The organism is Akkermansia massiliensis (assembly GCF_023516715.1).
Classification (GTDB): domain Bacteria; phylum Verrucomicrobiota; class Verrucomicrobiia; order Verrucomicrobiales; family Akkermansiaceae; genus Akkermansia; species Akkermansia massiliensis.
Map to the genome: position 1 here is coordinate 165,632 of NZ_JAMGSI010000002.1, position 20,217 is coordinate 185,848.

Annotated in this window: 14 protein-coding genes; 8 read left to right on the forward strand and 6 right to left on the reverse strand. The window is 59.6% G+C overall.

Translation table 11 applies throughout. The features are described 5' to 3' along the window. Nucleotides 1-105 precede the first annotated feature (105 nt). Both M8N44_RS08445 and rsmA read right to left on the reverse strand, forming a co-directional pair. Nucleotides 106-567, reverse strand: coding sequence for a hypothetical protein (locus M8N44_RS08445; RefSeq protein WP_102728674.1), 462 nt, complete (start codon nt 565-567; stop codon nt 106-108). 14 nt (nt 568-581) lie between these two features. Next, nucleotides 582-1,934 (reverse strand): 16S rRNA (adenine(1518)-N(6)/adenine(1519)-N(6))-dimethyltransferase RsmA, encoded by a 1,353-nt coding sequence (rsmA, locus tag M8N44_RS08450; RefSeq protein WP_022398163.1) that lies wholly within the window; start codon nt 1,932-1,934, stop codon nt 582-584. 359 nt (nt 1,935-2,293) lie between these two features. On the opposite strand from rsmA, the gene galE reads away from it, so the two are divergent. From galE to M8N44_RS08480, 6 genes are all read left to right on the forward strand, one after another. Beyond that, nucleotides 2,294-3,283: a UDP-glucose 4-epimerase GalE gene (gene galE, locus M8N44_RS08455; RefSeq protein WP_102721324.1), complete on the forward strand. Its 990-nt coding sequence runs from the start codon at nt 2,294-2,296 to the stop codon at nt 3,281-3,283. A 387-nt stretch (nt 3,284-3,670) separates the two neighbouring features. Continuing rightward, nucleotides 3,671-5,194, forward strand: coding sequence for a prenyltransferase/squalene oxidase repeat-containing protein (locus M8N44_RS08460; protein WP_215451168.1), 1,524 nt, complete (start codon nt 3,671-3,673; stop codon nt 5,192-5,194). Nucleotides 5,195-5,344: 150 nt separating this feature from the next. Next, nucleotides 5,345-6,847, forward strand: a complete 1,503-nt coding sequence (locus M8N44_RS08465; RefSeq protein WP_102726523.1) for a prenyltransferase/squalene oxidase repeat-containing protein — start codon at nt 5,345-5,347, stop codon at nt 6,845-6,847. A gap of 229 nt (nt 6,848-7,076) precedes the next feature. Continuing rightward, nucleotides 7,077-8,600: a prenyltransferase/squalene oxidase repeat-containing protein gene (locus tag M8N44_RS08470; RefSeq protein ID WP_102721240.1), complete on the forward strand. Its 1,524-nt coding sequence runs from the start codon at nt 7,077-7,079 to the stop codon at nt 8,598-8,600. Between the two features lie 156 nt (nt 8,601-8,756). Continuing rightward, the gene (locus M8N44_RS08475; RefSeq protein WP_022398168.1) at nt 8,757-9,284 is read left to right on the forward strand and encodes an STAS domain-containing protein; all 528 of its coding nucleotides are present in this window, start codon (nt 8,757-8,759) and stop codon (nt 9,282-9,284) included. A gap of 16 nt (nt 9,285-9,300) precedes the next feature. Continuing rightward, a complete protein-coding gene (locus tag M8N44_RS08480; RefSeq protein WP_102728672.1) occupies nt 9,301-10,674 on the forward strand; it encodes a DUF2851 family protein in 1,374 nt (457 codons plus the stop codon). Nucleotides 10,675-10,942: 268 nt separating this feature from the next. On the opposite strand, the gene M8N44_RS08485 is transcribed toward M8N44_RS08480, so the two are convergent. After that, nucleotides 10,943-13,297 carry a glycoside hydrolase family 95 protein gene (locus tag M8N44_RS08485; RefSeq protein ID WP_180971658.1) on the reverse strand — a complete coding sequence of 785 codons (2,355 nt, stop codon included), beginning with the start codon at nt 13,295-13,297 and terminating at the stop codon, nt 10,943-10,945. A 225-nt stretch (nt 13,298-13,522) separates the two neighbouring features. Between M8N44_RS08485 and M8N44_RS08490 the strand changes: the two genes are divergently transcribed. After that, nucleotides 13,523-14,680, forward strand: coding sequence for a metallopeptidase domain-containing protein (locus M8N44_RS08490; RefSeq protein ID WP_102721236.1), 1,158 nt, complete (start codon nt 13,523-13,525; stop codon nt 14,678-14,680). Between the two features lie 63 nt (nt 14,681-14,743). On the opposite strand, the gene M8N44_RS08495 is transcribed toward M8N44_RS08490, so the two are convergent. Together M8N44_RS08495 and thiH are read right to left on the reverse strand one after the other, a co-directional pair. Further along, on the reverse strand, nt 14,744-16,630 hold the full coding sequence (locus M8N44_RS08495; RefSeq protein ID WP_102721235.1) for an LTA synthase family protein: 1,887 nt from the start codon (nt 16,628-16,630) through the stop codon (nt 14,744-14,746). A gap of 107 nt (nt 16,631-16,737) precedes the next feature. Continuing rightward, on the reverse strand, nt 16,738-17,874 hold the full coding sequence (thiH, locus tag M8N44_RS08500) for a 2-iminoacetate synthase ThiH (protein ID WP_022398173.1): 1,137 nt from the start codon (nt 17,872-17,874) through the stop codon (nt 16,738-16,740). A gap of 209 nt (nt 17,875-18,083) precedes the next feature. On the opposite strand from thiH, the gene M8N44_RS08505 reads away from it, so the two are divergent. Next, nucleotides 18,084-19,010 carry a uracil-DNA glycosylase gene (locus M8N44_RS08505; RefSeq protein ID WP_022398174.1) on the forward strand — a complete coding sequence of 309 codons (927 nt, stop codon included), beginning with the start codon at nt 18,084-18,086 and terminating at the stop codon, nt 19,008-19,010. Between the two features lie 92 nt (nt 19,011-19,102). Here the strand turns inward: M8N44_RS08505 and M8N44_RS08510 are convergent, their stop codons facing one another. Beyond that, nucleotides 19,103-20,101 (reverse strand): tyrosine-type recombinase/integrase, encoded by a 999-nt coding sequence (locus M8N44_RS08510; protein WP_249853094.1) that lies wholly within the window; start codon nt 20,099-20,101, stop codon nt 19,103-19,105. Between the last annotated feature and the right edge of the window lie 116 nt (nt 20,102-20,217).

A 20,217-nucleotide genomic window follows, 5' to 3' on the forward strand; every position in this document is an offset into this window, starting at 1 on the left:
ACCGTCATCTCACTTTCGATTCCCTCCCGGTTTTTTTATCGCAACATGGCTGATGTTCCGGGTTGCTGCTCCGTTCCATTTCCACAGGGATGCCTGCTGTTTTCCCTACATGGCGCCCATGCGGCTGCGGATGACGGATTGCAGCTCCGTTTCAAATTCCCTCAGGTCATCCGCCGTGGGTTCCCCGAGCGTGGCGTCCCAGTTGATGCGGCCCGTGCGGTCGATGTCCCACACGCCCTGGGCTCCGCTCCTGAACAGAATCTTGCCGGCCATCAGGGCATGGGGAGGCGTTATCTCATCCACGGTTACCTGGGTTTTACCCAGCAGAGAGGCGGGGGGAGCCGCCGCTCCGGAAAGCTCCGCCGGCTGCTCGGCCTGGGGTTCCGGTTCCGGCTGCCTGATTTGAATATCCAGGTCCTGAAGCAGGAACCTGGTATCCATGAATGTCAGCTTGATGCCCAGGTCTTCATGCAGCCTCTTCTGGATGGCGTTTAAATCCAGCCCTTCTTCCGCCCAGTCCCGGATGGACCGGACCTGCTCCGGAGATAATTGATCAGGGTTAATCATGATATGTATTTGAGTTAGAATGATGCCTTTTTGTTCGCGGCCAGCCATGCATTCCAGCACGGAATGAACGCGGGGGAGAAGTCCTGCGGGCGACGCTCCACCCATGCCTGGATTTGTTCCGGCGTAAACCACTGCACGCTATCCACTTCCGCCGCGGGAAAACGAACTTTCCCGGAGTACCGCCCTTCATAGAGCGCGATGAATTCCCAGCCGTTGTTTTCACCTGCGTCAAAGTCCGCAATTTTCCGCAGCTCGCAGCCGGAGATGCCCAGTTCCTCCTTCAGCTCCCGCGCCGCGGCCTCCCCATAGCTTTCCCCGGCATCCAGATGCCCGGCAGCGGAGGAATCCCACTTGCCCGGCTGCCTGTCCTTCCACAGCGATCTTTTCTGGAGGAGCACAGCCCCATGCTTGTTGACCAGGAACATGTGCACGGCGCGGTGGAGAAGGTTCCCTTCATGGATTTCCCGGCGCGTGCCCTGCCCCGTCATCTGGTTGAGTTCGTCCACCACGTCAAACAATTCGTCCCCGCTCTGCGCCACGTCCTTGAGGGGGTTGGCGTCGTAAGCCCGCGCCAGCTCCACCCACTGGGCCAAATTCAGTTCCTCGGCCCTGGCGGAAGGGGAAAGTCCCAGGGAGGCGGCTACTTCCTCCCACGGAGGGGACGCCGGAAGCTGTTTTTTCAACTGCTTGCGCCTCTGGGAGAAAGCCTTGCGCATCAGCTCGTCCATCAGCCGGTCGTCATACGGGGGCAGGTCGCGGACGGGGCGCGGCGTGAGCAGCATCACGGTGGAATCAATCCGGGGCCGGGGATGGAACGCTTCCGGGGGAATAGTTTTCAGGGCGCGGGGAATCCAGTTTTTCTGGATGCGCAGGGACAACAGCCCGAAGGCGTCGTCATCCGGAGTCGCCAGAATGCGGTCGATGAATTCCTTCTGGAGCATCACCACGGCCCGTTCCACGGCGCTGGGCCTGGACAGGAAGTTCTGGAGAATGGCGCCTCCCGCGGAATAGGGAAGGTTGCCCAGGAACTTGACGGGAGCTTCCGCAAACAATCCCCGCGGGTCCCAGGACGCGCCGTCCGCATGGTGAACCTCCACATGGGGGTCTCCGGCCCAGCGCTCTTTCTGGTATTCCGCCAGGCGGGAGTCGAATTCCACCAGAATCAATTTGCGGCAAAGAGGGGCGGCGTGCTCCGTCAGGGCTCCGGTTCCGGGCCCTACTTCCACCACGCAGTCCTGTGGCTGAATTTCAAGCTGGCCCACAATCCAGCGCGCCACATTTTCATCCGTCAGGAAGTTCTGTCCCAGGGATTTGCTGGGGCGCACTTCGTGATCTTCCAGAACATTCCTGATCTCGGACGGTTTCATAATAAGGGGATGTTCTCAAAAATGCACATCAGGAGCCAGTAAAAAGCGGGGCAGTTTCCGGCATGAAAACGGAGGGCGGCCCGCACGCCGCCAGAGGAAAGCGCCCGGACCATGCAAAGGAGCCTTGCCCCTTGCGCACCGGAACGGGAGCGTTGCCGCCCCATGCGTCCGGCATCCTGCGCATGAGCGGCGGCAGACGTATCACAAATTGACAAAAAGGGGAAAACATGTCACTTTTACAGGTGTCCAGAACAGTGACGCAGCCTGCCGCAAACCGGAAGTTTCCGCAGGTTCCGGCGCGTACGGACACCCTTGCCGGAGAAAAGGTTGAACCGGCCCAACAGCAATTTGATAAGATCATGAAAGTACTTGTAACCGGCGGCGCCGGATATATTGGTTCCCACACGGTGCGCCAGCTCGTCAAAATCGGCGCTGACGTGACTGTGCTGGACAACATGGTGTACGGCCACATCGGAGCCCTCGTGGACCCGGAGGTGAAACTGGTCAAGGGCGACCTGGGAGACGCCTCCGTCGTGTATCCCCTCCTGATGAAGGGCGGCTTTGACGCCGTGATTCACTTTGCCGCCTTCATCAACGTGGGAGAGTCCGTCCAGGACCCCCTCAAGTACTACATGAACAACATCGCCCGTCCCCTCGTCCTCCTGGGAGCCATGCAGGCCGCCGGCGTCAAGCGCTTCGTCTTCTCCTCCACCTGCGCCACGTACGGCGTCCCCACCCAGATTCCGATCCCGGAAACGGAAAAGCAGGATCCAATCAATCCTTACGGCAGCTCCAAGTACATGCTGGAAAAGGTCTGCAAGGATTGCGACCGCGCCTGGGGCCTCAAGAGCGTTTTCCTGCGCTATTTCAATGCCTCCGGCTGCAGCGAGGACGGCCTGATCGGTGAAGACCACGACCCGGAAACCCACCTCATCCCCAACATCCTGCTCACGCTGACCGGGGAAAAGGAATACATCGAAGTCTTCGGCACGGATTACGATACGCCGGACGGCACCTGCATCCGCGACTACATCCACGTCAACGACCTGGCGGACGCCCACCTGAGAGCGGTGGACTACCTGATGAAGGGCGGCTCCACGGAATGCTTCAATCTGGGAACCGGCCTGGGGCTTTCCGTCCGGGAAATCCTGGAAACGGCTGAAAAAGTCACCGGCAGGAAAATCCCCGTCCGCTACGGTCCGCGCCGCGAAGGCGACCCGCCCCGCCTGATTGCCAATCCCAAGAAGGCCAGGGAAATCCTCGGCTGGGAAGCCCGCTGCAAGGACGCCGGAGCCATCGTGGAAACAGCCTGGAAGTGGATGACCGGTCCGCGCCACGGCCACTATTGATTCCCTTTCCTGCCTTAAAGGATCATTCCCTTTCCGCCCTGCCATGCAGCCCATGGCAGGGCTTTTTTCGCAAAACGAACGGCATCCGGCTTTTTCCATGGTCAGCCTGTGCAGGGAAAACACGCGCCTGAACATGCGGGACATTCCTTCCGTATTCCCCAGCCTTCTTCATCCGCACCCGGGACAGCCCATGCTCCGGCCCGCAAACAAAACCAGGAAACGCTCCTCCCCAGCCCGGACGACTGCCATAAAACTCGTAAACCGCTCACCATAAAACACCGTTTTATTCATATCTGGTCATCATGCAGACCAGAGGAATATTAACATCTTTGCACTCGCCCCAACCGGAAAAAACGTTATATTATTCTCAGGAACCTCCCTTACTGCATGAGCCTGCACATTGAAAGTACCGAAGACGCCCTTGCGGAATTGAAGAAACAGCGCGTCAAGACGCTGACCGCCGCCATTTCCGTCTCCTTCCTCGGCGTCGCCCTCATGGGCCTTCTCCTTTATTTGGTGCATATCATCGTCGCCATTCCGGAAGATCCCCCCATGGTGGCCTACGCCACCCAAGAAGGCGACAATCCGGATATCGACACCCCGGAAGTCACCCAGACCACCCAGCGCCCCAGCAGTTCTTCCACTGCCGCGCAGGTGAAAGTGATTGCCGCCGTAGCCACGGCGGACGTCGCGGTGGTCAATCCGGACATTGAAGTGGACGTCCCCTCGGAAGAGCTTTCCATGGGCATCGACATCGGCGACGGCTTCGGGACCGGCACGGGCGACGGGGACGGAGGCGGCATTCCCGGCATCATCTCCAAGCGCTGCGACCTGAACGACCGCATGAAGCGCATCACGGAAAACGGGGGCACTCCCCAGTGCGAGGAAGCCGTGGTCAAATCCCTCAAGTGGCTCCAGAAGCAGCAGAACAAGGACGGCTCCTGGGGCGGGACTCCCCAGAATTACAAGTGCGCCATGACGGGCCTGGCCCTGCTCTCCTACCTGGCCCACTGCGAGACCCCTCTTTCGGAAGACTTCGGGGAGACCGTCCTGAAGGGCATCTCCTTCCTCGTGGACCAGGGCGTGAAGAATCCCGTCATTTCCCTGGTGCCCCAGAGAAACGAGGTCAGCTATGACCACGCCGTAGCCACCTACGCCCTGTGCGAGGCCTACACCTTCTGCAAGCAGATGGACATTCCCTCCATCGCCAACCTGGAAAAAGTCGTCATCAAGGCCGTGGACAAGATTCTGGACAACCAGAACGTCGATGGCGGCTGGGCCTACAATTACAACACGAAGGCAGGCGCCCACACGGACCTTTCCGTCACCGGCTGGAACGTGCAGGCCCTGAAGGCCGCGGAGCACGGCGGCATCCGCCCCACCAAGGGGGAAATACGCACGGCCCTGCGCAAGGCGGCCTCCTATTGCCGCAAGTGCGGCAAGCCTGACGGCCTCTTCACCTATATGCAGGAAGGCCGGGAAGACGCTACGGCCCGCCCCTCCCTGGTGGGCGTGGGCGTGCTTTCCCTGCAAATGTGCGGCAGCGGCTCGGACAGCACGGCGCGCAAGGGGCTGGACTGGATGCTCAAGAATACCAACCAGCCGTTCAACTGGAAGGCCAACAACACTTCCTCCAACCTCTACCAGCATTACTACGGGGTGCAGGCGGCCATGAACCGCGGCGGCGATGTCTGGAAGGCTTACAACAGGGCCTTCCGTGACTCCACCCTCGGCGCCCAGGCCTCCGACGGGAGCTTTGCCCCGAACGGCTTCCCCGGGCCGGGGGGCCTCGTGAACACCAACGGGGGCAGCATCAACGACAAGATTTACCGCCAGTGCCTCGCCACGCTGATGCTGGAGGTGTATTACCGCTTTCTCCCCGGGACGGGAGAAGGCACCAAGAATTCCTAATCTGATTGACAGACCGGCGCGTCTGGTTTTAGTATGCTGCCAGCCTCGTAAACAGGCAGGCCAGCAGCATCTACCTGCAACCGGGCAATTCTCCCCATTTTTCAAGGATGCGGGAGCTTTTGCCGTTGCACCAACCAGACACGTCCCTCTATGAGTCTCCACATTGAAAGTACCGAAGACGCCCTTGCGGAATTGAAGAAACAGCGCGTCAAGACGCTGACCGCCGCCATTTCCGTCTCCTTCCTCGGCGTCGCCCTCATGGGCCTTCTCCTTTATTTGGTGCATATCATCGTCGCCATTCCGGAAGATCCCCCCATGGTGGCCTACGCCACCCAAGAAGGCGACAATCCGGATATCGACACCCCGGAAGTCACCCAGACCACCCAGCGCCCCAGCAGTTCTTCCACTGCCGCGCAGGTGAAAGTGATTGCCGCCGTAGCCACGGCGGACGTCGCGGTGGTCAATCCGGACATTGAAGTGGACGTCCCCTCGGAAGAGCTTTCCATGGGCATCGACATCGGCGACGGCTTCGGGACCGGCACGGGCGACGGGGACGGAGGCGGCATTCCCGGCATTCTTTCCAAGCGCTGCGACCTGAACGACCGCATGAAGCGCATCGCGGAAAACGGCGGCACCCCGCAGTGCGAGGAAGCCGTGGTCAAGTCCCTCCGCTGGCTTAAAAAACAGCAGAACGGCAACGGCTCCTGGGGTGAAGGCCAGTTCCGCGCCTCCATGACCGGCATCTCCCTGCTGGCCTACCTGGCCCACTGCGAGACCCCCCTTTCCGAGGAATTCGGGGAAAACGTCCTGAAGGGCATCTCCTTCCTGGTAGACTTGGGAATGAAAAATCCCGTCATCTCGGAACAGCCCGCCTTGAAGGAAATCTGCTATGACCACGCCGTAGCCACCTACGCCCTGTGCGAGGCCTACACCTTCTGCAAGCAGATGGACATTCCCTCCATCGCCAATCTGGAAAAAGTCGTCATCAAGGCCGTGGACAGGATCATTGACGCCCAGTGCCCCAACGGAGGCTGGGCCTACAGCTACAACAACAAGATCAATCCGGACATCGACCTTTCCGTCACCGGCTGGAACGTGCAGGCCCTGAAGGCCGCGGAGCACGGCGGCATCAAGCCCACCAAGGGGGATATCCGCTCCACGCTGCGCAAGGCCTCAAGCTACGTGCGCAAGAATGTGATGCCGGACGGCAAGTTCGCCTACAAGGAAAACGGCAACATGCCCCGCTCCTCCCTGGTAGGCGTGGGCGTGCTTTCCCTGCAAATGACGGGCAACGGTTCTGACAGCGCCGCCCGCAAGGGGCTGGACTGGATCAAGAACAACGTCAAGACCCTCCAGTGGGGCCAGGGCAGCGGCACGGAAAACGTCAAGAGCAACCTTTACATGCACTACTACTGCGTGCAGGCGGCCATGAACCGCGGCGGAGACGTCTGGACCTCCTACAACAAAGCGTTCCGGGACGCCGTGCTCAGCGGCCAGAATGCGGACGGCAGCTTCCGGAAGAACGATGTGGGTTACGTTTCCGGCATGACCGGCAAGTCTGAAAACATCTACCGCCAGTGCCTGGCTACGCTGATGCTGGAAACCTATTACCGCTTCCTGCCCGGTACGGGTGAAGGCACCAAGAATTCCTGACGAAATTCACCGGCTTTTTCGCAGCCCTCTTTCCTTCCCGGGAAAGGGGGCTTTTCATATCCCTCGCGCGGAACGGGAGGCCGCTTTTCTTCCGCCAGGGGTATTTCCAAGCCTTCTTAAGTAACATTTTAATAACAACATGCTAAATATAAGTATATTATAAATTTTTAACTTGTACCTGCGCACTCTTGGGGAGATGGTGGAATCCTAATCAAACCCCATTCCTTCCATGAGCCTGCATATTGAAAGTACAGAAGAAGCCCTTGCGGCACTGAAACAACAGCGCGTTAAAAACCTGGCCGCGGCGGTCTCCGTCTCCGCCCTTGGCGTCGCCATGACGGGCCTCCTGCTCTACCTGGCAAATATCATCACGTTCCTTCCGGAACCGCCTTCCATCATTACCTATCCGTCGGAAAACCAGGGACCGGAGGAACCCGACACACCCGAACTCGTCAGGAAAGCCACACGCCCTTCCAATTCACCTGCCGGCCAGCAGGTGAAAGTCATTGCCTCCAGCACCCCCCTGCATATTGCCGTGCCCATTCCGGATTTGGAACAGGATGCTCCCACGGAAGAGTTTTTCACGGGTATTGAAATCGGAGACGGAATCGCGTTCGACGACGGAGAAGGCCCGGGATGGGACAAACCGGATACAGACGTCCTTTCCAAGCGCTGCGACCTGAACGACCGCATGAAGCGCATCACGGAAAACGGAGGCACCCCGCAGTGCGAGGAAGCCGTGGTCAAATCCCTCAAGTGGCTCCAGAAGCAGCAGAACAGGGACGGCTCCTGGGGGGACGGCCCCCAGAATTACAAGTGCGCCATGACCGGGCTCTCCCTGCTCTCCTATCTGGCCCACTGCGAAACACCTCTTTCCGAGGACTTCGGCGATACTGTCCTGAAGGGCATCTCCTTCCTGGTGGACCAGGGAATGAAATCCCCCGTCATCTCCCTGGTGCCGCAAATGAACGAGGTCAGCTATGACCACGCCATCGCCACCTATGCCCTGTGCGAGGCCTACACCTTCTGCAAGCAAATGGACATTCCCTCCATCGCCAACCTGGAGCAAGTCGTCACCAAGGCCGTGGACCAGATTATGAAGGGGCAGAATGCCAACGGCGGCTGGGCCTACAATTACAACACCCAGCCCGGAGCCCACACGGACCTTTCCGTCACCGGCTGGAACGTGCAGGCCCTGAAGGCAGCCGAACACGGCGGCATCAAACCTTCCAGGGGAGAGATACGCGCGGCCCTGCGGAAGGCGGCCATGTACTGCCGCAAAACCGCCCTTCCGGACGGCCTCTTTTCCTACCAGGAAAACGGCCGGGAACCACGGGCCTCCCTGGTGGGCGTGGGCGTGCTTTCCCTGCAAATGTGCGGCAGCGGCTCGGACAGCACGGCGCGCAGGGGGCTGGACTGGATGCTCAAGAATACCAACCAGCCGTTCAACTGGAAGGCCAACAACACTTCCTCCAATCTCTACCAGCATTACTACGGGGTGCAGGCGGCCATGAACCGCGGCGGTGACGTCTGGAAGGCTTACAACAGGGCCTTCCGTGATTCCACCCTCGGCGCCCAGGCCTCCGACGGGAGCTTTATGCCCAACGGCTTCGGAGGTCCCGGCGGAGTGGTGCAGACCAGCCAGAACCGGCATGCCAACGATAGAATTTACCGCCAGTGCCTGGCTACGCTGATGCTGGAGGTGTATTACCGCTTCCTCCCCGGCACGGGGGAAGGCGCCAGGAATTTCTGAACCGCACGGCGCTCCCTCCACACAACGGGAAGAGAGCCGCCGGAGGCAGGCCCCGCACACGGGGGATACGCCTTCTTCCGGCGGCGCGCATGTTAAATCCTGACTTGACCGCGGCGTCTTCTCTTGTTATTCATACGGTTTCCATTTTCCAACGACGTGAATAACAATTCTTCCATCCTTTTCGGCCTTTTTGACGAATTTCTTTGGATCCGGTGCTCCGGACGCGGAAGTTTCGCCAACAGCCCGACCGTCAAATCCCTGGGGGATGATTACATCGCTTCCGGAGGACGCCTGATCGTCATTGACCTGGAAACCTGCTCCGGCATTGACTCCACCTTCATGGGCACTCTTGCGGGACTGTCGCGCCGGCTGCTGCCCATCGGCGGCTCCGTCCAGATCGCCTCCCCCAGCGAACGCTGCCTGAGCGCGCTGGAAAGCCTGGGACTGGACGCCCTGCTCAGCATTGAACCGCCTACAGCCCCCTGGAGGGGGAAAGTGGACCAGATACGCGCCAGCCTGGGCTCGGAGAACGCTCCCACCGTTCATCTGGATGCCAAGGACCAGACTCTGCACGTTCTCAACTCCCATCTGACCCTGAGCGAATTGAGCGAAGAGAACGAAGAAAAATTCCGCAACGTGACCGACTGCCTGAAGGAAGAACTGGAACGGCAGAAGGATAAATAACCTTCCCCCATCCAACATGGACATGCGCTCCATGGCCTCCCTGTACGGAGACGCCCGTTCCGCAGCAATGGAGGAAGGGGAAGGCGCCGTCAGGGAACCCGACTTTTCCCTCCCTGCCGGGCTTCCGGACGAGAGAACGCTCCAGCTTCTCCTGCTGGAAGGCGCATTTGGAACCTCCTTTACGGATGACCTGGGCAGGGAGGTCCGCATTCTGGACTTCGGTGACTGGAACAAATCCGCCGGACCGGATTTTCTAAACGCCAGGATCCGCATCAACGGCGTTCCGCAGGCGGGAGACATTGAACTGGACCCCGCTCCGGAAGACTGGGAACGCCACGGGCACGGCTCCAACCCGGCATTCAGCGGCGTCATCCTGCATCTCGCCTGCGCGCCCAGCCGCAGGGAATGGTTCACCCGCAACGCCAGGCACAAGCGCATCCCCCTGGCCGTCATTCCTCCCGCTGCGCTGGCGCGGGCAAAAACGGCCCCTTCCGGCAATGCCCCGGTGCGCCACTGCCGCCACGCCGACCTGTTAACCTCCATGCCTCCGGAGCTTCTGGAAACCCTCCTTGAGTCGGCAGCGGCCTACCGGTTCCGGAACAAGCACCGCCGCCATGCGGAACGCGCCAAATACGCAGGAGAAGAGCAAACCCTTTTTGAAAGCCTGGCGGAAACGCTGGGCTACCATGCCAACAAGGACGCCATGCTGCACCTGGCTTTGCGCGCCCCCCTGCGCGCCATCCGGGAATGCCCGGAGGCCCTCCTCTTCGGCACGGCGGGATTCCTGCTCCCCGTCCTGCCGGATTCCTGCACGGCGGAAGCCGTGGCTCATCATAAAAAACTCTGGACCCAATGGTGGCCCCTGCGGGAACAGTTTGAACTGGCGCCGGAGCGCTCCTTCCCCTGGACGTTCTCCGGCAGCAGGCCGGCCAACCATCCGCAGAGGCGCGCGGGGGCGCTGGCCGTCATCGCAGCGGATTTTGCCACGTTCAAGCGTCTTTGCCATTCCGGCCCTGCGGAAGAACTGGCGGACTATCTTTCCTCCCTCAGGCACCCCTACTGGAGCACCCATGTGACGCTGCCTTCCGCACCGTCCCCCCGCCCCATGGCCCTGATGGGCCGGGACAGAATTCTGGACTTTACCGTCAACCACCTTTTCCCGGCGAAAGGAGACGAACATGCGTGGCTGCATTACCTCTCCCTCCGGGCCGGACAGGCGGGAACAAAAGTGCTCTCCGTCCACCAATCCCTGCTGGGCGGCAGGCCGGACGCGAAAGCCTTTCTTGCGAAGGCGTGGCACCACCAGGCCCTGCTTCAAATTCACGAGGACCTGTGCTCCCTCCATTCCTGCACCGTCTGCTCGCTGATCGGGCGCATGGGAAAGAAATGAGCGTCTTGCGCCTCTTTCCATAAGCAGGCACGCCAATTCCTCCGGATATTCCCCGGAATGTCTCCCGCCGTCTTTCCGTTAAGAGAAAAAATCCTTTCTCCGGGCAGTACTCATTTCCGTGCCTTTCCGCTCTTTTTTGAACCAAACGCCGGTTTCTTCCCGCAGTGAAGCCGGAAAAATAAAAAACTTCCAGCCCCCATAAAGAGGGAGCTGGAAGCCATGGTCATTTTCCTGCCGGAGTTGAAACCGGGTACGGAATCGCCTCCTTTTACCTGGCAGCAGCCTGCGGAGCTTCCGCACCGGGTTTCAGCGGCAGGGTTTTCATGCGGGTCATCTTTCCGTTGACGCGCACGGGCAGCACCTTGGGCTGGTCGGAATACAGCTTCACGTTGCTCACCTTGCCGTTCTTCCAGGAGAAGTCCACCGTGACGTTGCCGCGGGCTTTTAGTCCCTTCACGGAGCCTTCAGGCCACGCCTCCACAGGGGAGGGCATGATGTCCAGGCCGCCGGCATGGGATTGCACCAGCATTTCACAAATGCCGCCCACAATCCCGAAGTTGCCGTCCATCTGCATGGGCGGGTGTGTGGTCAGCATGTTCGGCAGGGTGTTGAATTTCAGAAGTCCCTGCACCATTTCATGAGCCTTGTTCCCGTCGCCCAGGCGGGCCCACAGGGCGGTGCGCCACGGCCACGTCCAGGAACGGCGGCTGTCTCCGGTCGTGCCGCGCCATTCCAGGGAGAGGCGGGCGGCTTCCGCCAGCTTGGGCGTCTTGAGCTTGCTGATCTGGTTGCCGGGGAAAACGGCAAAGAGGTGGGACGTGTGGCGGTGGTCCGTCTTGGGGATGCGGTCAATCATCCATTCCTGAAGGTTCCCTTCCTTGCCTATCTTGTTGCCGGCCAGCCTCTTCAGCTTGCCTTCCAGGCTCTTGGCCCAGGAGGCGTCCTTGCCCAGGATGCGGGCGGCCTTGATGGTGTTGGTGAAGAGTTCCGCGATGAGCTGCTGGTCGTGCATCACGCCGTCTTCACGCGGGCCGTGCTCGGGAGACCAGCCGTTGGGGGCCACCAGGGTGCCGGCCTTTACGTCAGCCAGGTCCTTCTTCTCCTCTTCGTTCGGATCCTTGCCGTTCGTCTTGAAGCCTTCGCCCCTGGCGCCCAGCTCCTTCAAATGGTCTTCCCAGAAATGGCAGATTTCCTTCATCAGGGGATAGGCCTGCTTTTCCAGATATTTCCTGTCACCGGTGAACGCGTAATGTTCCCAGACATGCAGCGCATACCACGCCGCGCCGGGAATGTTCCACTGCCAGCCGTTGCCGCCGAAGATGTTCTGGGAGGTACGCACCGTCCAGCCGCGCACGGGCTTGCCGTCCTTGGTATTGAAACCCTTGTTGGCTTGGGAGACGTCCCGGCAGCCGGGCGCCATCGCTTCCACGTAATTGATCAGCGCCTCATGGCATTCGGAAAGATTGGCGGGTTCCGCACCCCAGTACGCCATCTGCACGTTGATGTTGTTATGGTAGTCACAGGCCCAGGGCGGATTGAGATAAACATTCCAGAGCCCCTGGAGGTTGGCCGGAAGCGTGCCGGGCCGGGAGCTGGACAGGAGCAGGTAACGGCCATACTGGAACATGGTTTCTTCCAGATCGGGATCAACCGGATTCTTCTTATAGGCTTCCAGCCGCTTTGGAATGGGCAGTTTGGCTACATCCGCCTCCGTCTTGCCGAAGTTGACCTTTACCCGGTCAAACATGGACTTGTACTGGGCGATGTGCGCCTGTTTCAGGGCGGCATAATCCGCAGAGGCCGCCTTGGCCGCATAACGGTCCAGCTTTTTGGCGGGGGCCTCTCCCTTCCAGTCCTTCTTATAGTCCATCAGGTAATCCGTCTCCATGGCGATGACGACCATGCAGGAATCCGCGTTCTTCACGGAAATCTTATCGTCCGCAGTGGAAAGCGTACCGCCTTTGGGACGGATCAGGACACGGCCTTCATAATTCATGCCGTTTTTCAGGGTTCCCTTCCAGGTGATGACGGGGCCCTTGGCGGAAATAGCCGATTCAAGCTGGCTGTTGATGGAAAAATCCGCGCTGAACTGGCCGGGCTTGCTGGCCTTGTACTCCAGCACCAGCACATTGGCGGGCGTGCTGGCGAACGCTTCGCGGTCATACGTCACGCCATCCGCCTTGTAATTCACCTTGTGGATGCCGTCCCGCAAATCCAGGGCGCGCGTAAAATCCTCCACGGAAACGGAGGCTGGCTGGTCCCCCTTTTTAAAGTCTACGAACAAATCGCCGAAAGGCAGGTAGTTGCCGAACTGGTTCGTCCCGGCATTGAGCCCGTAACCATACCCACCGCCGGGATTGGGGCCGCCGGACCACAGGCTGATTTCATTCAGGGCAAACCGCTCGCGGTTGGGCGCGCTGAAAATCATGGCCCCCACGCGGCCGTTGCCGATGGGATACCCTTCCGCTTCCCAAACGGCGGAAGGCTTCTTGTATTTGCCGAAATTACCGTCGGGGTTCTTGTCCTCCTGCGGATAAACAACTACGGCCGGTTCATCAGACCAGATCAGGTTGGAGGCGGAAGGCTTGTCCAGGGCCCCCCAACCCAGAGAAACGGAGCTCACCGCAACGGCAGATAGAAATAGAGATTGGAGATGCATGCTTTAATGAGGATGTCATATATTTACTGCCGCCGCAATCTCTATCTTTCAGCCTTTTCAACTTACCCTCACGGCATGACGCACCCCTTTCCGCCGTTCTTCCTCCTGACCCGGCGCCTGTTCCGCAAATGGTAGCGCGGACAGTAAATTTCCTTGTCTTTGAGGGGCGCGCGCCTACCGTAGGCAAGCATGTTTAAACGACTTCTCTCCGCATTTTTTTCCTTCGCCCTTCTCGGGACGGCTTCCGGAATATCTTCTGCCGGGGTCACCGTTCCGGACGTTCTGAAAGACCGGATTGCCCTGAAAAAAACGGCCCAGCAGCTCAACGTCGTTTACTTTCTGGGCAGTGACACGGAACCCGTTCCGGATTACGAACGGCGCCTCAGCGAACTGCTGCTTTACCTCCAGCAGTTTTACGGCAGGGAAATGCAGCGGCACGGCTACGGCGCGCGCTCCTTCGGCCTGGACATCAAATCCCCCGGCCGCGTGAACATCATTGAATACAAGGCCAAGAACCCGGCGGCGCACTATCCGTATGAAAACGGCGGCGGCTGGAAGGCCGCGCAGGAGCTTGAAGAATTTTTCAAGGCCAATCCGGACAGGAAAAAAAGCCAGCACACCCTGGTCATCATGCCTACCTGGAACGATGAAAAGAACGGCCCCGACAATCCCGGCGGCGTTCCCTTCTACGGCATGGGCCGCAATTGCTTTGCCCTGGATTATCCGGCCTTTGACATCAAGCACCTGGGCCAGAAAACCAGGGAAGGGCAGCTGCTGACCAAATGGTACGGCGGCCTGGCCCATGAGCTGGGCCACGGCCTCAACCTGCCCCATAACCACCAGACCGCCTCGGACGGCAAAAAGTACGGCACGGCCCTGATGGGCGCGGGAAACTACACGTTCGGCACCAGTCCCACCTTCCTGACCCCCGCCAGCTGCGCCCTGCTGGACGCCTGTGAAGTGTTCTCCGTCACTCCGGCACAGAAATTCTATGAAGGCAGGCCGGAGGTGGAAATCAAGGACACGGCCATTTCCTTCAAGGGAGACCAGATTCTCATCTCCGGAAGCTACAAGAGCCCCCAGACCGTCAAGGCGCTGAACGTCTACGTCCAGGACCCGCCCTATGCGGTCAACCAGGACTATGACGCCGTTTCCTTCTCCCAGCGCCTGGGGAAAAAGAGCGGCAAGTTTTCCATGAAGATTGACAAGAAGGAACTGGACGGGCTGACCAACAACGAATTCCGCATTTCCCTCATGTTCATCCTCGCCAACGGGCTGCACATGCAGAAGCATTTCACGTTCCACTGGGACGCCCTCCAGGATTACAGGGACGAACCCAAATCCTGAACCGGTTCCCCTCCCTTGGCGGATTGCCGCGGAGACGGCGGCATCCGCATCACGGGAAAGGGCTTATTCCTTCAAACTGGTGCGCCAGCCGGAAGCGTGCTGATAATAATAAACCGCCTCCTTTTCCAGCTCCTTCATCCGGGCATCCGGCTTCACAGGCTCCCCGTCACGGAAAAACTCCGCGCCGCGCTGGGGTTTAAGCACCACCATGTCCCTTCCCTTCAAGTAGCCGATGTACTGGTAATTGCTCACGAAATACCGGGACTGGTAGGAGGGTTTCAAGGCGTCCTTTCCATAAAACGCCGCATCATACGGCCATTTCAGCAGGCCGAGCAGGGTGGGCAGCACGTCAATCTGGCTGACAGGCGTCTCAATCCGTTCCGGCTTCAGCAGGGCCGGAGCGTAGAAAATGGAGAAAATGCGGTGCGTTTCCGGATTAAGCGTCTGTTTCCCGGCGCTGCCCGCGCCATGGTCCGCCACAAACACGAACAGCGTATTCTCAAACCACGGTTTGCTCCTGGCCTCCTCCACAAAGGCCCCCACGGCATAATCCGCGTACTTGACGGCGCCCATGCGCCCGGTATGGGAAGGAATGTCTATGCGCCCTTCCGGATAGGTATAGGGGCGGTGGTTGGACGTGGTGAACACCACCTGTAAAAAAGGAGAGCCGCTTTTGAAGGACTCATCCGCCTCACGCACGGCGCGGCGGAACAGGTCTTCATCACAGACGCCCCAGATGGTGGAATGGGTCACCTCTGAATCATCCATGGAATTGCGGTCCAGAACCTGGAAGCCGTTGTTCCCGAAGAAGTAATTCATGTTGTCAAAATACCCGTAGCCGCCGTAGATCCACTTGAGGTCATACCCCTTGTCCCTGAATATGGACCCGATGGTCTGCAAATGCTCATTCCCCTCCTGGCGGAGGATGGACATGCCGGGCAGCGGCGGTATGGACGTGCTGACCGCCTCCAGCCCGCGCACGGAGCGGGTGCCCGTGGCATAGGTATTCGGGAAGAAAATGCCCTCTTTGCCCAGACGGCTCAGGCACGGCGTGACATTCGCGCCGTCCTCCCGGCACTCGTTTAAAAACTCCGCCCCCATGCTCTCCATGACCACAACCACGACGTTGGGCCGGATGGCTTCCCCGGAGGGGCGCACCCGCCTCTTCACGCTGCCTGATGCGGCGTCAGGCACGGACGTGTCATCCGCCGTGAATTCCCGGGCCAGAAACGCCGCCGCATCCGCGTCCGGCAGCGTCTTGTAATAATCGCGGTAGTCCAGTTCATTCTTGAGAAAGGCGCTGAACAGGCTGTAAAGGCCGTCCTTGGCCATTTCCGAGTTATAGCGGTTGTTCACGGCATCCGCATCCTTGATGTCCACCAGCCAATACCCTCCCGTTATGCACGCCAGCAGGAACAGCACCACGCAGCCCCGCTTCCACCCCGCGGGAGCTTCCCCATGGCGGGGAACCAGAAAACGCTTCATCCCCCAGACGGCCAGGACGGATACAGCCAGAATGGCGATAAGAATCGGGATGATGGGGTAGGATTCATAAATATTCCCGATCACCTCCTTGGTATAAATCAGGTAATCCACCGCAATGAAATTGAAGCTGGCTTCAAACTCATTCCAGAAGAAGGCTTCCGCCACGTCCTCAAACAGGTTGGCGAGCACAAACAGGAAAAACCATGCGCAGGTGATCCACCGGTCCGCCTTTCCCCCCGCCCTACCGCGCGGCAGAATCCACAAATAAACGGCATAAGGGATGAGCCAGTAGCACATGGTGATGGAAAACTCCGTCACGAAAATGTATGCCGTCTTCAGAAGGGGAATGACCCCGAAATCCATGTTGCGGTATTCAAAAAACACCGTAAACAGGTTTTCCACCGCCTCAATACCGAACGCGAGCAGGAGGAACGGCCAAAACCTCCCCCAATAATAACGAATCATCGTCCCCGGAAATATGACAGACGGGGCATGCCGTCAATGCTCCATCACAGCATCACGCAAGTATGGCTGTCATTCCGCAGAGCGGCCGCCGGGCATCCGGACTCCCTTTACACCACATCCAGCGCGGCGTCCCAGTCCTTCCAGACAGGCTCCAGGCCCGCATTCCGGATGGCGCCGACCACCTGTTCCGGAGTGCGCTGGTCGGAAATCTCAAACTGCTCCGTTGCCTTGCAGCGCCCTTTCCGGTCCTCGGGAAGGTCCACCTGGTTTCCCCGCACCGTCAAATGGGCGGTGGCCGTTCCCACCCCCGTGTAGCCCCCCGGTTCCGTACGGGCAATGGCGGACATGTGGGTCATGCCCAGATGCATCAGGGCATCCCTCATCGGCGCGGGTTCACGGGTGCTGACGGACATGCCTATCCTGGGGAAGCAGATGCGCAGGGCGGCCATAAGCTGGACAAAATGGCGGTCGTCCAGCATCAGTTCCGGATCGGGTTCATACTCGTAATTCCCGGCGTAGGGACGCATGCGCGGGAACGCCACGGAAAGCGCGGACTTCCAGCAATGCTTCTGCAAATAGTCCAGATGGGCGGCGAGCGCCATGGCCTCCCGCCGCCAGGGGGACAGGCCGAACAGGGCGCCTATCTGAATGCGGCGGAAGCCGCCCTGGTAGGCGCGTTCCGGGCAATCCAGCCGCCAGTTGAAATTCTTCTTCATGCCCGCCGTATGCAGGGTTTCATACACCTCCCGGTTGTAGGTCTCCTGGTACACGGCCAGTTGTTCCGCCCCATGGTGGACGATTTCCGCATAGCGGTCGTCCGGAAGCGGTCCTATTTCCAGCCCCAGCGAGGGGATAAAGGAATGCAGCGCGTCCAGGCATTCCTGCATGTACCCGTCTGAAACGAACTTGGGATGCTCCCCGGCCACCAGCAGGATGCTGCGCAGGCCCAGCCCGTGCAGGTAGCGGGCCTCCTGCACCACTTCATCCACCGTAAGGGTGGTGCGGATGATGGGGTTGTCCCGGGAAAAACCGCAGTACTTGCAATTATTGATGCATTCGTTGGACAGGTAAATGGGGGCAAAGAGACGGATGGTCCGGCCGAAATGCAGGCGCGTCAGGCGGCGGCTCTCCTGCGCCATCGCCTCCAGGCGGGCGTCGTCCACCGGTTCCAGCAATGCCATGAAGCGGCGCACCAGGGAAGAGGGATGGTCCATCAGACCGTTTAATTCTTCAGAAAAGGACATAGGAAGATTAAATAAAATTTGAGAGAGCCGGCTGCCCAAGGCCATTTCCACGCCTGAACCGGAGAAGCCCAATTTGCCTCTTCCCTCACAAAGGATTCCATCTTTTACCGTGTCATTTCCCGGAGCGGAGCGCTCCATGAGGAAAGAAGGGCCCCTGCAAATCGTCGTGACAGACGGCCTCTCATGGACTAATCTGGCCTTATCCTCCCATGACCGCCACGCCGAACAGCCTTTTCCGCCATTATCTCGATTCCCTGATCCAGCAGGGAACAACGCGCACGAGCCTGACGGATGAAGCCAGAAACGTTCTCAGGACGTGGTACGTGACCGCCAAACAGGGAAGCCGCCCCGCCGCTGCCGTTCCCGCAGCTCCACCCTCTCCCCCCGTTTCTCCTGAACCGCCGCCCCAGGCGGAACCTGCCCCGGCCTCCGTATCTTCCGGGGCACCGGAACCGCCGGAGCTCTTTCCGGAGAGCCGGGAACCGGCCTCCACCGTCGCTCTCCCGGAAGGGACGATGGAAGACAAGCTGCAATACCTGCGGGATCTGGCGCAGAACTGGCAGCCGGCGCGGGAGCTCAATTCCCTGCGGGACACCATGGTCTTTGCCACGGGCAATCCCCATACGGAGCTCATGCTCATCGGGGAAGCGCCGGGCTATTATGAAGAAGTGCAGCAGGAGCCCTTTGTGGGCCGCGCCGGGGAAAAACTCAACCAGATATTGAAGGCCATGGGACTCTCCCGAGACATGGTCTACATCTCCAACATCGTCAAATTCCGTCCTGCGCTGCCTAACCAGCGGACCAACAACCGCGCCCCCACGCCGGAAGAAATTGAAGCCTGCCTGCCCATCATCATGAATGAAATCCAGGTCATCCAGCCGAAGATGATCGTAGCCCTGGGCGGGACAGCCGCCGTGGGGCTGCTGGGGATACAGGGTTCCGTCAGCTCCATGCGCGGCAGGTTCCACGACCTCAATGGCATTCCCGTGCGCGTTACCTACCATCCCAGCTACCTGTTGAGATCAGACAGCCCGCGGGAAAAACGCAAGGTCTGGGAAGACATGCTGGCCGTCATGGAACGCCTAGGCATGCCCATCTCGGAAAAACAGCGCGGCTACTTCCTGCCCAGGGAATAAAACCGGGAATTCCTGCATGCCGCCCTTCTCCCGCCACGGTAGCTGAACGGCTGTTTTTTCATGGAAAACCTGCGGAACGGTCCGTTCCCTTTTCAGCAATGCACGATCCGCTTTTTCCTTCCGTGTTCCGGCACTTCCCAGAACAGGCGTGCCCTGTCGCGGCTCACTCCCTCCATGTTCAGGTACCGCGCCCGCAGCAGGGAGGAGGAGCGGTGCCCCATCTCCATCTGAAGCAGGGGAAAATCCCGGAACCACTTGGCATGATAGGAAGCATAGGTATGCCTCAGAGCATCCGCGCTCCATTCCCCGAAGCGGTGATGCACGCCCCACCCGGCCTTTTTCCGGAGCAGCCTCCAGCGCACCGGCCAGTTGGGAGGGCATAGCAAGCCATCCCGCTCCCCTGCCCCGTATTCCGCCAGAAGCCGCCGGAGCACGGCATGAATGGTGACGTGCCGGGCTCCCCCCGTCTTACTGGCTACGGACCTTACGGAAATGACCCGTTCTTCCATATCCACGTCATTCCAGCGGAGACGCATCACTTCCCCCGGCCTGATGCCGGCATACAGCATGACCCAGACCGCCGGAGCGCAGTCACGGAATTCAGGAATTTCCACCACATCCCGGAGGCTTTTTATTTCTTCCGGGACCAGAACGGCGATGGTCCGTTCACGGAACGCAGGAGGTTCCACCCGGACAATGGGATTTTCCCCGCACCAGCCGCGCCGCAGGGAAAGGGACAGCACGCCGCTCATCACTGCACGGCCCTTGTAACGCTGTCTGCGGGAGGAAAACGCAGTTTCCAAAAAACGCGCGCAATGCTCCGGCGTCAGTTTCCGGACCGGAAAATCCTTCAATTCCGGACACCTCCGCATCAAGGCTCCGGTGAAATACCTGATATCACGCAGCGTTGTGGGACGAAGCCCGCGCTTCGCCCTCAGCGTCTCCTCCACGGCGGCGGAAAAGGAAACCGTCTTTTCCCCTTTCCTCAATTCCTCCGCTCCCAGGAAAATTGCCTTTCTGGCCCGGCGCATGCTGCGGCGCCCCCCGCACAGGCTCAGCAATTCCACGGCCAGACTGGCTGCATCCAGCATATTCAAACCGCTTCCTTTCAACAACATTTCCGCCGCCAAATATTTATTCCGGTTTTCTCCATGTTTCGCCATTCCGAACACCATGTTTTTGATATTAATGCATGATACATCACAGG

Excerpts from the sequence above, each read along its gene's own strand:
- M8N44_RS08445 (WP_102728674.1), bottom strand. The coding sequence starts at position 567 with ATGATTAACCCTGATCAATTATCTCCGGAGCAGGTCCGGTCCATCCGG.
- M8N44_RS08505 (WP_022398174.1), top strand. The coding sequence starts at position 18,084 with ATGACCGCCACGCCGAACAGCCTTTTCCGCCATTATCTCGATTCCCTG.
- M8N44_RS08465 (WP_102726523.1), top strand. The coding sequence starts at position 5,345 with ATGAGTCTCCACATTGAAAGTACCGAAGACGCCCTTGCGGAATTGAAG.
- M8N44_RS08460 (WP_215451168.1), top strand. The coding sequence starts at position 3,671 with ATGAGCCTGCACATTGAAAGTACCGAAGACGCCCTTGCGGAATTGAAG.
- rsmA (WP_022398163.1), bottom strand. The coding sequence starts at position 1,934 with ATGAAACCGTCCGAGATCAGGAATGTTCTGGAAGATCACGAAGTGCGC.
- galE (WP_102721324.1), top strand. The coding sequence starts at position 2,294 with ATGAAAGTACTTGTAACCGGCGGCGCCGGATATATTGGTTCCCACACG.
- M8N44_RS08470 (WP_102721240.1), top strand. The coding sequence starts at position 7,077 with ATGAGCCTGCATATTGAAAGTACAGAAGAAGCCCTTGCGGCACTGAAA.
- M8N44_RS08480 (WP_102728672.1), top strand. The coding sequence starts at position 9,301 with ATGGACATGCGCTCCATGGCCTCCCTGTACGGAGACGCCCGTTCCGCA.
- M8N44_RS08490 (WP_102721236.1), top strand. The coding sequence starts at position 13,523 with ATGTTTAAACGACTTCTCTCCGCATTTTTTTCCTTCGCCCTTCTCGGG.
- thiH (WP_022398173.1), bottom strand. The coding sequence starts at position 17,874 with ATGTCCTTTTCTGAAGAATTAAACGGTCTGATGGACCATCCCTCTTCC.
- M8N44_RS08510 (WP_249853094.1), bottom strand. The coding sequence starts at position 20,101 with ATGCTGGATGCAGCCAGTCTGGCCGTGGAATTGCTGAGCCTGTGCGGG.
- M8N44_RS08495 (WP_102721235.1), bottom strand. The coding sequence starts at position 16,630 with ATGATTCGTTATTATTGGGGGAGGTTTTGGCCGTTCCTCCTGCTCGCG.